This is a genomic window from Paenibacillus sp. Soil750, from assembly GCF_001428045.1.
Lineage (GTDB): Bacteria > Bacillota > Bacilli > Paenibacillales > NBRC-103111 > Paenibacillus_E > Paenibacillus_E allorhizoplanae.
Map to the genome: position 1 here is coordinate 802,115 of NZ_LMSD01000012.1, position 16,052 is coordinate 818,166.

The following is a 16,052-nucleotide window of genomic DNA, read 5'->3' on the forward strand; positions in this document are numbered from 1 at the left end:
TCTAATACTGAAATTTCCATTTGTTTAATTTCATCTAAATCTTCCAAACTAAGTTTTAGATTTTTCTTTTTTGGAATCTAATTTGTATATTAACTTCTACTCTCCTTCCTCAAATAGTCAGCATTATAAAACGCTTACAAAACACACTATAAGAGTAAGCCACTATCCTTCACAATAAACTCATTTCAGTTCCTTAACTGTTTTCCGTTCCCCTTAGACAGGTACACCTAGCAAACAAAAAAGCACAACTAAACAGTTTCAACACCAATATATCTATAGCGAAGGTATACTTCATCATTTTAATTGAAAGAAAGTTAAATGATAATTTCACTATTTGGACATATATTTCAATTTGTTAGCTTTTTTAATTGTTGTGAAATAATTTTACTCATTATTAAAAAGAAAACAGACAGAAACGATTAAACCATTCCTGTCTCTCTATATAAAATCAACAGTTATTCACCCTTAATCGATTAACCTTTCACAGCACCAGATGTAAGCCCCGACACTACATATTTTTGAAGTACAAGAAAGATGACAACAATTGGCAACGAGATCAGAATTATATTAGCAAATAATAAATTCCAGTCCGAGTGTTTCTGTCCGTAAAAACTGAAAGTGGTCAACACAACAGTAAACTTTTTGGGTGTATTCATTAGGAAGATCGAAACTGAAAAGTCATTCCAAATACCCATAAACGAGATTATGATAACTGTTACAGTAACAGGAAGAATCAGAGGCAATATGATTTGTCCGAATAACCTGATAGGCCCACAACCATCAAGAGCTGCGGATTCGTCTAAATGAATTGGTATACTTTTAAAATAACCGGTAAAAAGAAACACGCTTGTTGGAAACGATAAAGCAACAAATACAAGAATGATGCCTGTGTATGTCTGTGAAAGTCCTAAGCTTTTAATTAGGAAGAACGTTGCTGGAGCACAAAATGGAACAGATAGTCCAGCAATAATCGCATAGTTTATCCCTTCTGTCAGTCGACTTTTTCTTCGTTGGATAATAAAACCGCTCATAGCTCCAAAAAAGACAATTAAAATGACGGATACACATGTAATTAGCAAACTATTTTTATAAGCTGTTGCAAGTTTGGCGATCTGTATGACCTCGCTATAGTTATTCATAATTTGATGTACTGTTACACCATTCCAGGACAAGCTTAGCTTGTTACTGCTGGCATAATCTTTAAATGAATTCACAAGAATCATATAGATGGGCACTAAGATTAGCAAACTAAGCAGCACCGCAATGGTTTCCATGGAAAATTTACGCATAGATAATTTCATAGTTCCACTTCTCTTCTACGAATGAATACGTAAGTAATAATGGAAGTAACCGCAACGAATATAGTCAATACAACATTCCCTGCACTAGCGAGGCCTTGCAGATTGTTTCCGAAATTTTCAAATATTGCTGTATTTAAAACCTCAGTTGCCCGGCCTGGACCGCCTCCGGTTGTCGCAGCAACCAAGTCAAACACTCTAAGTCCACCAATGATATTACCTACTAAAGCCACATTGAAGGCAGGCATAATTAACGGGAATGTAATATGCCAGAAGCGTTTTGAGCCCGAAGCGCCATCGATTTCTGCTGATTCATAATACTCCTTAGAGATGGATTGCAGCCCGGAAAGTATAATCACCATATTATATCCAGCCCACTTCCAAGTTTCGATTCCAGCAATAGAAAAAATAGCAAGTTTTATGTCCGTTAACCAATTCAATTGGAATACATTCAAGTGCAAATTTCCTAGTGTCTGATTAAGCAATCCGTTAGTAGGATGTAAGATTGCAGTGAACAAAATACCGACTGCAATTGTATTTAATACTGCAGGCAGGAAAAATACGGTCCGAATAAAATTACTTGATTTTAATTTCTGATTAACGAATAAAGCAAGCCCCATTCCTAATGCAACCTTAGCAATACCTGTAACAAACGTAAAAATCAGCGTATTCTTCAGAGCAATTTTCATTAAGGGATCAATTACTATATCTTGATAATTACTAAGTCCGATAAATTTAGCTGTATAAAAATCCCAACTTGTAAATGAGTAATAGAAAGTAGTTATAAAAGGTATTAGAAAAAAAACGAAGTAAACGATAAATCCTGGAGCCAAGCCCCACAGGGGATACATCCTTTTTGTGTAATTGTTCAGCACATATACGCTCCTACCATTAATAAGATATTCGGTTGACTTTCCTCTAAGATCAAAGGTAAGTCAACCGAATTTCATTTCTCTATGAATATATAATTATTTCCCTGACCAATTGGGATCTTGTTTTGCCTTGGCTGCTTTTGCAAAATCATTGTCCAGTTCTTTCGCTACGTCTACTGGCGTTTTTCCACCAACGAGCATGTCTTGCAAATACTTCTCGAATGGACCTTTTTGATACTTAGTGTAATCAAGAGGTGACTGGAATGATTTCCCCTCATCGATTAGTTTTTTAATATCCTGTTGGGCAGGCACCAAGCCATTGACTTGAATGCCTTTAGCAAAAGGAATATCGGGCTGCGCTTTAAAGTACGCTTGTTGAGCTTCCTGTGATACCATGAAAGCAACCACTTTCTTTGCTAGCTCTTTGTTCTTGGATTCAGATGGCACCCATAATCCACTTGGTGGCGAAATATTAATAAGTTGACCTTCATCAAAAGGAATACCGAAGGCGCCAATATTATTGGCTTTATCCTTATCCGCTTTTACTAAATCCGGTACAATCCAGGATCCCATAGCATACATTGCGATCTTCCCGTCAAGTAACGCTTGGCGAGAAGATTGGTCATCATCAGATAGGAATGTTTTGTTAATGAGCTGCTTATCTGCCAATTCTTTTACTTTGCTGATTGAATCAACGAATAGCTTCAAATCCGTAAAATGGGTTTTGTTTGTACTTAATCCATCCGCAGTCGGTGTCACTTTATCTTTGGAGTCTCGAACTGCGCCAACAAGTGGAATAATTTGCAAGGTCCAAGCATCCTTACCTGCAAAATAAACAGGTGTTATTCCCTTTGCCTTCAATTGTTCACTTACTGCCAGAAATTCTTTCCAGTCCTTAGGCACTTGAAGGCCATTGTCTTGGAAAACTTTCTTGTTGTAGAACATAGACATCGTACCAACTTCTCCAAATGGAGCTACTATTAATTTGCCGTCTGATTTATATTTAGGAGTATCCAGCGCTTTGCTATCATAGTTTTTCATCCAGTCACCTGAAAGATCTTCCAGACGAGCGCTTCCACCTAACTTACTGGACCAAGTCGCATCATACCAAGAAAGAATATCTGGCGGTTCGCCTGCAGCAAATTTCGTTTGAACGACTTGATCACCAGCGTCGCCCTCTGCTATCTTTTCTAACTCAATTTTTGCACCAAGCTCGGCTGACTTGAAATTGACCAAATCGACGACAGCTTGAAAGCCAGGTCGTACCCAAGAAGAATGTACAACGAGTGTTAATGTTTTCACAGCTTTAGCTGTAGCAGGCGTCTGAGAACTTGCTCCTGCTTTATCTGTTGCTGTTGCATTTGGCGAGCTTGTCCCTGCTGAGTTACCGCATGCAGCTAGGGTTAACATGGTGACAACCATGCCAGTGGATACAAGAAGTTTTCCCCTTTTCACTTTCATCTCTCCCTTTAAGTTAGTTACTATTTGGTTCTATTAACATGATAACTTATTTGCAATTCATCAATCATTTCACTCTGTTATCATCGATTATAGTTTTTTAAGATAATAAGGTTTGATTAATAGTAATAAGGAATAGGCCAATTAAAACAGCCCGCCGATTAATTTGCTATGCTCATGGCTCATCTGATCTGTAATCTTGCCCCTCTATATACTGTTTTGGCGTAACACCATATCTTTTTTTGAATACTTTAAAAAAATAAGGATAATTATGAAAACCAGATGAAATCGCGATTTCCCTCAGATCCTGAGAACCCTCTTTAAGAAGCACGGATACCTTTTTCAACTTCATTTCTGTCAAATACTCCATAAAACCAACCCCAACATGCGCTTTGAAGATTTTGCTTAAATATACTTTACTGATTTTTAGGTATTGTGCTACTGACTCCAACGTAATGTCTTCTGAATATTGTTTATCTATATATAGGATTGCGTTGTTAACATGCAAAGATTCATACTTTTCCCCTTTTTCTGATAACGCCTCATATAATCGCTCAAACACAAGATGAAACCATTGCCTTGCTTCGTCAATAGACTCGAAGGTCTGTATGGCTTCTGCAGGCGGTCTATTATTATAAACTTTCGCAATTTCCACCTGAAGCTCTTTACATACCCGATTAACAATACTAATTAGATCATTAAATATCATTTGAGAACTGTAAATATCTAGACTCGTCTGAATGATTGTCTGAAACACTTGGTTCAGCAACATCATGGTTTTCTCTGAGTCTTTTAAATGAATCATCGCGATCAAGCTTTTCTCCATTTCCAGACTGACACCCTTAAAAGAATTCGTCATATGTGGGGGGGATGATTCTTTTATAACCGTATTCTTACCTTTTAAAAATTTCTGTGACATCTGTACCCTTGCAAACTCGTAACTTTTCTTTATATCAACAATGTTCCTTGAATTGGGACCAATACTAAAACTGACAGTTATATTTAAAAATCTTTTCAAAGAAAGCCTTATTCTATCCAACACTTGCATGGTTCCTTGTTCATTGGTAGAAGAACTTACAGCATATTTGAAAGAACGAAGAAGCACAAATTGCTCAGTAGCCACATGGCAGATTGCCCCATTATCCTCATCCTTTAATATTTCCTCGATAATATTCAAAATAGCAAAATTAAATAAGGATATCTCCTTCATACTTCTTTCCGCATTCTTCTGCTTATATCCGTCTACGCTCATAATAATTACGCATATATTTTTTAAGTCCAGTTGTATATCCAACACGGCAAGTCTCTGCTCAATTTCCTCTTCCCTATATAAGCCCGAAAGTAGATCCAACGTAAACTTGTTTCGCAGCGCTAATAAATTGTTCTGATCCAACGATCGGAATGTGTTCGTTTTATTGGCAAGCTGTTCCTTTGCTCTAATTAGCGTGTCTAGCATCGTCGATGCATGTAAGTTATGTTTCAATATATAATCGACTACGCCATCTTTTAAGGCACTTCGCACATAATCATAATCATCATAATTACTTAGTATAATGACCTTAATATGAGGATATTGAACCTTTAATGTATTCATTAATTCAATTCCACCCATTCTGGGCATTTTCACATCAGTCAATACAATATCGGGATTACATTCCTTGACCATAAACAGTGCATCAATCCCGTCCTTGGCTTCACCACAAATATGATATCCATTTCTTTCCCAATCCAGCAGAAGCTTCACTGTTGTTCTCACTAACAACTCATCATCAACAATCAGTACTTTAACCATCCTTACCCTCCTCTATTTCAACAATATAAGGTTGAGTAATTTTCACATGGGTGAAATAATGTTTTTCACTTACAATGTTGAAGCTCGCCAGCTCGCCATAGTATAAGCTCAATCGTTTTCGAACATTGATAATACCTATACTTTTTTTGCATAAATCGTCATCCATTATCTCGATAATTTTCTCTTCATCCATACCAACTCCGTTGTCCTCAATATCGATTATTAAAGAATCATTACTTTTGTAAATTTTCACCACCAATATGCCTTGACCTTTCATTCCCGCAATCCCGTGTCTTAATGCGTTTTCAACAATTGGCTGAAGCAGAAGCTTCAATATGCTAGCATTCTTTATTTCATTCTCTACTGATATGCGTGAGATAAACTTACTATTGTATTTATATTCCTGTATGCGAAGGTAATTAGTTAAGTATTCAACCTCTTCATGAACCGTAATCATTCTACGACTATCCATATTGACATGCATTAGTGTAGCCAAAGATTCAGAAACATCCCTAATCCCTTCAGCTCCTTGCAATTGAGCTAAAAATTTAATTGTATTTAATGTATTGTATAAAAAATGAGGATTAATTTGTGCTTGCAGTGCTTTCATCTCTGCTATTCTTTTTTCACTTTCGTTATGAGCTGTCGATTCGACCAAATCCTGAATCCGCTGCACCATGCGATTAAATTGGTTGTAAAGTTGGCCAACTTCATCTTGACTCTTGATATGAATGGCAATATCGAGGTTGCCGCGATCGATTTTTTTCATGGCTTTGCTCAGTAATAGTAGGTTGCGAGTAAGAATTGAAATGATCCCGTACAGAATTGCAAATGAAATAAGGGCCATAAAAGAAGTAAATAATAAGTTCGCTCTTTGTGTTTTATGAATACCGTCTAATAATTTTGTCTTTGGAATAAGCCCCACAGTAGTCCAGTCTGTAAAAGAAGAATGATTAAAGATAGCTAAAGTGTCTTCCCCAGCGATATCTAAATAAATGTTATTTTTATATTCTTGCTTACTCTCCCACGCTTTCATTACTGCTTCTGGTAAAATAAACGGTTCTAACTCACTCGGTGGTTTCAGTATCCACCCACCATTCTGATTCAACATAATAATGGATGCATTGTCTTTTAAGTTTACGTTAAATATATCTAGTAATAGATTAAAACGAATGTCAGCTTTGACAAACCCAATGACCCTATCATCTTTTACTATAGGTCTCACAATTGAAATGACCGAATCTTTGCTTTCAGGATTCTTAAATTCGACAACTCCATTTATATAAGAATACGGCCCTATAATTAACTTACGTCCTTTAGATTGAAGTACATCGGTGTACCAGCTTTGCTTCTTTACATCATCGAATCGCATAAAATCCCCTGCCCCTGTCATTCGACCAGCTAAGTCTGTTACCATTAAACCGCTGAGATACCTTTTAAAGTTCAATTCATTGGCAATTAGCGATTCGATTTTTCTTTCATCCTTCAGAAAATCGATTTGAGAAGAATAACCTGTTGTGGAAAAAGCATTAATTATTTCTGGGTTAATTGAGAGCATGGCAACAATATGGTCAACATCTCGCAATGAAACTTCAAAATTATCATTTGTTACCTTAAGCATTTCTTTCATATACGAAGTCGCGGAAGCCTCCGTATCGCTGGTTACGCGTGAATTCCATTGGTACGTATTCAGGATTGTAAAAATAACAACGAGCACGATCATGCTCAATATAATTTTATATTTAATACTTAGACTATTCATAAATGTCCTTTCTGTCAGAACAATTGCAAAAGTGCAAATACCCCCACTAGGGGGTACTCTGGTTTCTTAAGACTATCCTTTTACACTTCCCAATGTTAAACCCTTAACGAAATACTTCTGCAAGAAAGGGTAAATGCAAAGAATCGGTAGTATGGATACAAAGAGTTGTGCAGCAATAACCGTACGATTCGAAATGTTGTTTAACAACGCCAAATCAGCTGAATTTATATTTGTTAATGATTTTGAAACGATTACCGTGCGCAAGTAAGTCTGCAATGGATAGTGACTTGGCGAGTTCATATAGATCAAACCGTCAAACCAGGAATTCCAATGGGTAATAATGCAAAACAATAAAATAGTTGCGATTGAAGGTTTAGAAATAGGCAAATATATGCTCCAAAGTGTTCGCCAATTGCCAGCCCCGTCCATCATCGCTGACTCCTCAAGCTCGTTTGGTAACGTCCGAAAAAAATTCAGCATTAAAATGATATTAAACACATTAACTGCTGATGGAATAATAAGAGCCCAGATTGAATCCATCAGTCCTGTCGCTTTCACAACCATAAAACTGGGGATCAACCCTCCGTTGAAGATCATAGTGAAGGCGAAAAACCAAGCATAAACTGTCCTCATCGGGAAACGCCGATTTGTTTTAGATAATGGATAGGCAGCCAAGATAGTCAATATCATATTTATAGAGACTCCCAAGATCACGCGCTCAACTGCAACTAGGAACGACTGACCGAAGGCGGGATTTTCCAAGATATACTTATAAGAATCCAAAGTGAAACCAACTGGCCACATACTAACCCAACCTGCTGTTACGGCAGAGTTAGAGCTAAATGACATTGCAAGCATGTGTATAATTGGAAACACGCAGGTGAGTGAGAATATGGCAAGTGCAGCATAATTAATAATAAGAAAAGATATTCTCCCAAATGTTCGCTGTTCCAACATTGAATGTAACCTCCTTAAAAAATGCGATAATCTGCTAATTTATAAGCTAAGTAGTAAGAAGTAGATATAAATATGAAAGAAATGATGGATTTGAACAAGCCCACCGCTGTCGCCACGCCGTACTGCATTTGTTCTATACCAAGCCGATAGACAAATGTATCAAGGATATCCGAACTACTGTATACCTGGGGGCTATATAAATTAAAGATCTGATCAAAACCAGCATTTAAAACATTTCCTAGAGCTAATACAGTGAGCAGAACAATAATAGGACGCATTCCTGGAAGAGTAACATGCCACATTTGATTCATATGTCCCGCGCCGTCGAGTGCTGAAGCTTCGTACAATGATTTGTCAATACTTAAAATAGCCGCCAAATAGACAATCGTGTCAAATCCAACCTCTTTCCAAATGTGTGATGCAATAAGAACAAACCGGAACCAACCTGAATCACCCAAAAAGTATATGGGTTTAATATGGAATTGAGATAAAACAATATTTACTAATCCACCTGAGGGGGATAGCAAGTCGATCAATATGCCAGACAAAATTACCCAAGATAGAAAATAAGGTATATATACAAGCGTCTGGACTGAACGTTTAAATATCATATGCTTCACTTCATTCAGCATGATTGCCAAACAGATAGGAAGGATGATTCCTACAACAATCTTAAGTAAAGCAATTACTATTGTATTTGACATGACCTGCATGAACCCAGGCATACTCCAAACATACTTGAAATTATCCATTCCAATCCATGGTGAGCCAAACCATCCGTTAGCTGGAATAAAATCCTGAAACGCGATTGCAAGACCAGCAAGTGGCCCATAACTATAGATTAGGATAAGAATTACTGCCGGCAGTAACATGATGTGGAATGCAGCTCTTGGCATACCTCTTCTTTTTCGAAATGTCGTATTCATGGTCTTAACTCCATTTCTCTCGTAATTGAAGTAGAGGGAGACTTATCTCCCTCCGTCTTCTAATGCTTCAATTTATTTCTTCGCAGCGTCCCAATCGTTTACTTCTTTCGTGATTTGTGTTAATCCAAGCTTATTAAGATTTTCTACGAATGCATCAAAATGATCAATTGACTCTGCACCCATGATAACTTTTGTAAAGAATTCCATCTCTGTTTTCTTGATCGTATCCATCCGACTCTTCATCGTATCCGTTGGAGATCCATAGAAATTGTCTAGAAGGAACAGATTATTTTTGTCGTATTCATTCATGATTCTGAACGAACCCGTTTCACCGAATACTTTTTCGAACTGTGCTTGCGTGTTGTCGCCGCCTTGATATTTTTTAATATTGTCATAATATGTTTTCTCTTCACTATTCAATTTAGCGGCATCACCTGATTTCATTGCGTTCGTAACATTCAGATGCGCTGACAAATTTTTCTTAGCTGCCCACTCTTGGAAAATTGTCGGATGTTGTCCAGGGCCTTTCGGTCCAAAAAATTTATCATATAATTGTACATCCGGTCCGCGATTTACTTCTACAAAGTAATTTAACAACTTCACTAACGCTTCTGGATTCTTAAAATTTTTATTAACAACATAATATCCACGTACATTTAGCTTGATCTGAGGCTTAGCTGGCTGGCTGTTATTTGAAACAAGTCCATATGAGAGCCAGTTGGAGTCTTTGAAATTATCCTTCGTTTGTTGAAGTGGATACATAGCGTTCCACATTGCACCATATTCGATGCCAACTCTGCCGCTTGCTGCCAGTTCTGTCGCTTTTGCTGAATCCTTAGCGCCGAAATCCGCCTCAATAAGGCCTTCCTTGTACAGTTTGTTCAAGTATATGAGTGCTTCTTTCATCTGTGGTTGAACACTACCATAAGCTAGCTTCCCTGAGCTATCTTTTAACCAAATACGAGGATAAGCCTGGAAGCCATTAAATATACCTAATGCTTCACCAACGCCTGGATCAAGGAAGTCCTTATTTAGCATTAAACCATACGTATCTGCTTTACCATTGCCGTCCGGATCTTTCTCTTTAAACGCTTTCATCACATTATAAAGTTCATCCAATGACTTAGGGACTTTAAGTTGCAGTTTGTCCAGCCAGTCTTGCCGCATCCATAAGAATGATGCTGTATCAATAGACGAATCTACTTGTGGAATAGCCAAGACCTTACCACCAAATGTTGCCGAATCCCATGGTGCTTGACCTGATTCAGCCACGGTATCCTTCGTTAGTTTTGAAGCATACTTATCATACACATCTTTGAGATCTGTTCGAATTAAATTCGTTTTAGACAATAATGCTAATTGCTCAATGTTGACTGTCATAATATCAGGAATATTTCCAGAAGCGATGGCAACACTCTTCTTTTGAGAACATAAATCAGTCCCTGAACAAAACCATGTTGCATTCAGGTCGATACCATACTTATCCCGATAATCTTTATTCCATGGATTATTGGGCCAATCGGCTTCCTTAAAATCCTTTGCCATAGCATCGTTAATTTGAAAATCGATTGAAACTTTCAGTGGTGGATCATACTTCGCGTTAGGATCTGCAGAAGTTGCAGGTGTAGTTGCAGATGCAGTTGCTGCAGGTGTTGCACTATTTGTAGCACTATCTTTTTTCTCGCCACATGCAGCCATAATTCCGGTACTTAAAATAACTGTGCTAAGTACTAATAAACTTTTCTTCACTGTCTGTTCCCCCAATATGAGTGATTTGTTTACATTCTTAATGATAGAACATGACAAATACGTAAGCGATATCACGTTATTGACATCGCTTACACTTTGTTGACTTCTTAAATTTACACATTTCCGTTAAAGCAAAGAAAGAGAAACAGAGAGCATGTTTGCTCTCTGTTTCTCTCTATTAAATCCATAATTTCTACTTATTGTTATTCCATTCATTAACTTCTTTCGTTATTTGCAGCAGTCCTATTTTATTCAATTCCTGTATGAATACATCGAAGTTATCAACTGATTCAACTCCCATAATAACTTTTGTATAGTATTCCATTTCTTTGTCACTAATAATTTTCATTTTTGATTTCATCGTCTCGGTTGGAGAGCCATAAAATCTATCCATCATAAATAGATTTTTGTCATAATACATTTTCATTGCATTATAGGAACCTGTTACCCCAAAAACTTTTTCATATTGAGCCATACTGTTATCTCCAGCCTTGTATTTAAGAATGTTCTCAAAGTATCCTTTTTGCTCCGGAGTCAACTTGGATACCTCACCCGTTTTCAACGCGTTTACTACATTTTCGTGTGCTTGTAGATTCTTCTTCGTAGGCCATGCGCGGAAAGGCATGTAATGAAGGCCAGGGTTTTTTAATGGGTCTGTAACCCCATCCCTAACATTATAAAATTTATTATACTCATCCATATTTTCGCCAAAAGATTTTTCAGTGAAAAGATTTAGAAGTTTAATCAAAGCTTCTGGATGTCCGAATCCTTTCTTCACAACGATATAATTTTCGTTGTTTAAATTAATTTTTGCTTTTGCAGGTTGATCATCACTTGAGAGAATGCCCAATCCCCTCCAATCAGAATCCGGGAAATTATCTTTCGTTTTCTGCAACGGCGTCATTGCGTTCCACATAGCACCAAATTCCACGCCTGATCGATTTGCTGCAGCGGCATCCGTAGCCCTCTGCCAGTCCTTGGCTGCAAAATCCTTTTCAATCAAACCTTCTCTATATAACGTTTGGAGATAAGTCAGTGCTTTCTTCATTTCTGGCAGCGTGCTGCCGTAGACCAAATGCCCTGATGAATCATTAATCCAGGTTTGCGGATAAGCATGGAATCCGTTAAAAATTCCGATAGCTTCAGCTACGCCTTGTTGTAAGAAATCTTTACTCAGCATAAGTCCGACAGGTTTGCCTGTTTTACCTAAGTCTGCTTTTACGAATGCTTTTATCACTTCATGCAATTCATTTAAATTCTTCGGCTCTTGAAGGTTTAATTGTATCAGCCAATCTTTGCGTATCCACATGAAGGAAGCAGCATCACCTGAAGAGTTCGTCATGGGAATGGCAGTGAGCTTGCCATCGGACATTGCCGCTTGAAAAGCTGAATTGCCTTCCTGTTTCATGATACTTTTTGTCAATTGGGACGCATATTGATCATAGATAGGCCCAAGATCTTTATTAATCAACTCCGCTTTGGACAGTAAAGCCAGCTGCTCAATATTAACGTTAAAAATATCCGGTAGGTCACCCGAAGCAATATCTATTGAAACTTTTTGCAATGATTGCTCAGTAGAGCGAGTAATCCATTTATACACAAGGTTAATACCTAATTCGTCTTTCATTGCCTTGTTCCATAAATTATTCTTCAAACCTAAATCTGAATATTGTTCCTTTATTGCCACATTGACTTCAAAGATTGTTTTTATAGTAATTGGCGGATCATATTTTGCCATTATATCTGTATTCGGTTTCAAATTGGTGTCGGCGTTTGTAGTATTGGTTGGTAAACTTGTAGCTTCTTCACCACTGTTCGAGCAAGCGACGATGAAAATTAGTAAAAAAGCAGCAATTGTTGGACAAACAAACATACTCTTAAATTTAGTCATTCAATTCCCCTTTCGCCCGTTCATTTGCTAAGCGCGGTTCCTGTATTCTTGTGGGGTTATACCGACCACTTTTTTAAAAAATCTGCTAAAATAGCCTGCAGTGGTAAAACCTAATTGGCTCGCGACTTCCTGAATTTGAAGAGCAGGGTTTTTAAGGTTTTCTTTAGCAGAATGAATTTTAAGATTTGTAATGTAATCCGATAACGTCATTCCCTCCGTTTGTTTAAACAGCCGCGACAAATATTCAGGCGTTAAATAGATCTGTTCAGCAAGATGAATAAGAGTCAGATCGCCATCCAAATGTTTATTAATATATTGTTTCACCTGGTATATCGCCCTTTCCTTTTCCTTCCCCATCTGTTCTCTGTTTAACTCAAACAGGAAAATTGTCATCTCCTTCGCATAATCCCAAACAGCCTCCCATTTGCCTTGTAAAAACAGTTCTTGCCATCTTGTTAGCAATGACAAATGTACACTTCGATCTCTCTCTTCCAAATTCGTATATAACGAACTAAAACCTAGCCCCAGCAGATAAAAGAGTTCAAAGACAAATGTGTTATCCTTTTCAATCGGTCCATGTAAGGCCTCCTTAAACTCGGCAATCACTCTTAAACAAGCCTCTTGCTGTCTTGTCTCCAAATGATTTTGTAATTGCCCAGCCTTTTTGATTAAGACATGTCCCTCGATCGCATCAGATAAGTTCTGATGATTTAGTGATCCCCAGTGATCGTTTGCATCCGTTAATATCATTCCCCTCTCACCGTAAAACTGCATCAATAACAGCTTTAAAAAAGAAAAGTGTTGAGGTAGTTCATCTATTAGCGATGATTTGTTAAGCCAAGCAACTGACAGCGGAGCTCTCCATGACATCTGAGCAGTTTTCAACAATGTTTCTAGCGTACCACCAACAAATGAACATGCACGCTCCCAACTCAGGTTCATCTGAGTTTTCGGTTGAAGCAGAACAATAATATAGGACGGGCTGTATATACTGCTCACAACTTCAGTCAATGAGCCTAGAAGCATATGAGCTACATTTTGAATTGAAACAAATTGGTTATTTATTTCCGTTCTTGACATACCTTCAGCATCATCCATACGAATCAATACAAGAATAAAGGGTTGATTGACAGATAAACAAATAGAAAGTTCCTTGAACTGTTGTTGATTAATATCACTCACTTTGAGTGAACCTTCCATCAAATCAGTGATGTACAACGTTCTCATGTGCTCAATATGCATTTTATAATAAATATCCGCTTTATCGGTTAGCGTTTCCATGAGTAAGTCAGTTTCAACGTCTTTAATGGCAAGTGAGACATTTTCCAGAATTAGTGAATCGCCATCTGCTTTTAACACATACCGCACATCCGAATATTGAATTGCCTGATAAACATAATCAAATTCATTATGTCCCGTAAGAAAAATCACTTTACAGCGCGGCCAACGCATTTTAATTTGATCTAGTAATTGAAGGCCTGACATTTGTGGCATTCGAATGTCAGTAAGCACAATGTCCATACGGATACGCTCTAAAATTGCTATCGCCTCAAAAGCGGATGATGCCTTAAATATTGTAAGCTCCAGTTGCTCATTTTCAGTGAACAACTCAACTAAACCTTCTAGAATATAAGGCTCGTCATCAACAATCAGCAATTTATGCATGTGATAAATCCTCCCCCTCAATGATAATACAAATACAAATCCCCCCATATCGACGACTTATAGAAGCATTCAATCCACTATTTGGACCAAATACAGATTTGAGTCTCCGGTCGACATTGCGAATAGCTGTTGTTTCCTTATCAAAAGAATCATCGGTATTCAGGCATGCATGAATGCGTGCCAAATTATCTTCTGCACGATCCCCATTATCTTCAACGCATATTCTAAGTTGTTGATCGTTCAGTTCAATAGTAACAGACAAAACACCTTTATCCAGCTTGTCCTCCATCCCATGTATATAAGCATTCTCAATCAACGGTTGAATAATGAGTCGGGGGACCAGTCTAGGCTTGAAGCGTTCAGGTACTTCTCCAAAAATGAGTGTCACTCGGTTGTTAAAACGTGTTTGTTGGATATTTGCATAATTTTTAGCGTGTTGAACCTCATTTTCCAGAATAACCATATCACTTGAGTTTTTAGTGACAAATCTGAAATATTGAGCCAATTGGTCAACAAAAATAACTGCTTCTTCCAGTTTCTCTAATTTGATCATTCGAACAACGATAAAAAGACTGTTATACAGAAAATGAGGATTAATTTGAGATTGCAGTTGCTTTAATTCTGCAGTCTGAAGCAAGATGGTTTTTCTGTACTGCTCATCTATTAAATGCCGAAGACTATCCACAGTCCAGTTAAACTGTTCATACAGGTATCTGTACTCATCCTGATGGTTATGATGTATGACCGTTTCCAGATTCCCCTCTTCCACCCGTTTAAACGCACGTACCATTTGAAGCAGCGGGCGGTGAATCGTATTATTGTTGTAAGCAAGAAAAAAACAAATAGCGACGAACGTCAATACTGTAAAAATCCAGAACCAAATGGCTCTTCTATGCACTTGCTTGAAAATTACATCTTTTGGAATAAACTGTTGGAGTAGCAGCTTGTTATCTTTAGATGCGGCAACCTGAATGACCATGTAAGACTTCCCTGAAATATTTCTTTCTTCTGAAAGTTGTAATTGATTAGAATTACCTTCACTCTCTGATTTTAGAAATGGTTCAAATTGATTCTCTCCATTACTATCATAAGTAAACTGATATTGATCACCTATTCTTAGAATCACAATTCCACTATATGTTCTAATATTCGACTGAACTAAGTCATTTTCAATTTCAGGAATCGATAATTCTATTTCTAAAATTACGGTTGGTGTCTCTTTCATTGGATCAATTGTTATTGGAGATAGATCTGAAATGGTCATATAAAGCTTCCCACTGCTATACACAATTTGGGATGGGTGCTTTAAATTCTTCTCATTTATCATTTGGGTGTCAAATTCGCCTAGTCCAGTCACCGCGGATAACGCTATGTTTTCTTTAGGTGCATATAATTTTATATCTTCCACAATGGGACTCATATTTCTGATTGACTGCAGTCTTGACTGAACAGAAAGAATTGCCTGTATTCTCGCATATGAATCATGACTATCATAGCCGATAGCAATTTGATTAACGTAACGGTCTGTTAACATTTCAAACTGCATTAAGGAAATTTTATTAATTGTATTTTCTAAATTTTTAAGGTAATAATCTGATTGTTCCATGGATTGTTCAGTAATGTATTTCTTCATATGTGATATATCCCAATAATATAAATAAAGGCTGAACACATAGATAGGT

At 37.4% G+C, this 16,052-nt stretch carries 11 protein-coding genes; all 11 read right to left on the reverse strand.

The window, feature by feature from the left end:
• Positions 1-473 precede the first annotated feature (473 nt).
• The 11 genes from ASL11_RS15450 to ASL11_RS15500 all read right to left on the reverse strand — a co-directional run bounded on the left by ASL11_RS15450 (position 474) and on the right by ASL11_RS15500 (position 16,003).
• Positions 474-1,301 (reverse strand): carbohydrate ABC transporter permease, encoded by an 828-nt coding sequence (locus ASL11_RS15450; RefSeq protein WP_056615825.1) that lies wholly within the window; start codon positions 1,299-1,301, stop codon positions 474-476.
• Positions 1,298-2,173 (reverse strand): carbohydrate ABC transporter permease, encoded by an 876-nt coding sequence (locus ASL11_RS15455; RefSeq protein WP_200962439.1) that lies wholly within the window; start codon positions 2,171-2,173, stop codon positions 1,298-1,300. Before ASL11_RS15455 ends, ASL11_RS15450 begins: the two co-directional genes overlap by 4 nt.
• A gap of 93 nt (positions 2,174-2,266) precedes the next feature.
• The gene (locus tag ASL11_RS15460) at positions 2,267-3,625 is read right to left on the reverse strand and encodes an ABC transporter substrate-binding protein (protein ID WP_056615828.1); all 1,359 of its coding nucleotides are present in this window, start codon (positions 3,623-3,625) and stop codon (positions 2,267-2,269) included.
• A gap of 178 nt (positions 3,626-3,803) precedes the next feature.
• Positions 3,804-5,420: a response regulator transcription factor gene (locus tag ASL11_RS15465; protein ID WP_056615831.1), complete on the reverse strand. Its 1,617-nt coding sequence runs from the start codon at positions 5,418-5,420 to the stop codon at positions 3,804-3,806.
• Positions 5,413-7,182: a sensor histidine kinase gene (locus tag ASL11_RS15470; protein ID WP_056615835.1), complete on the reverse strand. Its 1,770-nt coding sequence runs from the start codon at positions 7,180-7,182 to the stop codon at positions 5,413-5,415. Before ASL11_RS15470 ends, ASL11_RS15465 begins: the two co-directional genes overlap by 8 nt.
• 72 nt (positions 7,183-7,254) lie before the next feature.
• A complete protein-coding gene (locus ASL11_RS15475) occupies positions 7,255-8,139 on the reverse strand; it encodes a carbohydrate ABC transporter permease (RefSeq protein WP_056615839.1) in 885 nt (294 codons plus the stop codon).
• Positions 8,140-8,153: 14 nt separating this feature from the next.
• Positions 8,154-9,065 (reverse strand): ABC transporter permease, encoded by a 912-nt coding sequence (locus tag ASL11_RS15480; RefSeq protein WP_056615844.1) that lies wholly within the window; start codon positions 9,063-9,065, stop codon positions 8,154-8,156.
• 72 nt (positions 9,066-9,137) lie between these two features.
• The gene (locus ASL11_RS15485) at positions 9,138-10,814 is read right to left on the reverse strand and encodes an extracellular solute-binding protein (RefSeq protein ID WP_056615847.1); all 1,677 of its coding nucleotides are present in this window, start codon (positions 10,812-10,814) and stop codon (positions 9,138-9,140) included.
• A gap of 193 nt (positions 10,815-11,007) precedes the next feature.
• Positions 11,008-12,705 (reverse strand): extracellular solute-binding protein, encoded by a 1,698-nt coding sequence (locus ASL11_RS15490; protein ID WP_056615850.1) that lies wholly within the window; start codon positions 12,703-12,705, stop codon positions 11,008-11,010.
• Positions 12,706-12,732: 27 nt separating this feature from the next.
• The gene (locus ASL11_RS15495) at positions 12,733-14,370 is read right to left on the reverse strand and encodes a response regulator transcription factor (RefSeq protein WP_056615853.1); all 1,638 of its coding nucleotides are present in this window, start codon (positions 14,368-14,370) and stop codon (positions 12,733-12,735) included.
• A complete protein-coding gene (locus tag ASL11_RS15500; RefSeq protein ID WP_056615856.1) occupies positions 14,363-16,003 on the reverse strand; it encodes a sensor histidine kinase in 1,641 nt (546 codons plus the stop codon). Before ASL11_RS15500 ends, ASL11_RS15495 begins: the two co-directional genes overlap by 8 nt.
• Positions 16,004-16,052 lie beyond the last annotated feature (49 nt).

What these genes read in the sequence shown, in the direction of transcription:
- ASL11_RS15470 (WP_056615835.1), bottom strand. Translation starts at nt 7,182, where the DNA reads ATGAATAGTCTAAGTATTAAATATAAAATTATATTGAGCATGATCGTG.
- ASL11_RS15475 (WP_056615839.1), bottom strand. Translation starts at nt 8,139, where the DNA reads ATGTTGGAACAGCGAACATTTGGGAGAATATCTTTTCTTATTATTAAT.
- ASL11_RS15450 (WP_056615825.1), bottom strand. Translation starts at nt 1,301, where the DNA reads ATGAAATTATCTATGCGTAAATTTTCCATGGAAACCATTGCGGTGCTG.
- ASL11_RS15495 (WP_056615853.1), bottom strand. Translation starts at nt 14,370, where the DNA reads ATGCATAAATTGCTGATTGTTGATGACGAGCCTTATATTCTAGAAGGT.
- ASL11_RS15465 (WP_056615831.1), bottom strand. Translation starts at nt 5,420, where the DNA reads ATGGTTAAAGTACTGATTGTTGATGATGAGTTGTTAGTGAGAACAACA.
- ASL11_RS15480 (WP_056615844.1), bottom strand. Translation starts at nt 9,065, where the DNA reads ATGAATACGACATTTCGAAAAAGAAGAGGTATGCCAAGAGCTGCATTC.
- ASL11_RS15500 (WP_056615856.1), bottom strand. Translation starts at nt 16,003, where the DNA reads ATGAAGAAATACATTACTGAACAATCCATGGAACAATCAGATTATTAC.
- ASL11_RS15490 (WP_056615850.1), bottom strand. Translation starts at nt 12,705, where the DNA reads ATGACTAAATTTAAGAGTATGTTTGTTTGTCCAACAATTGCTGCTTTT.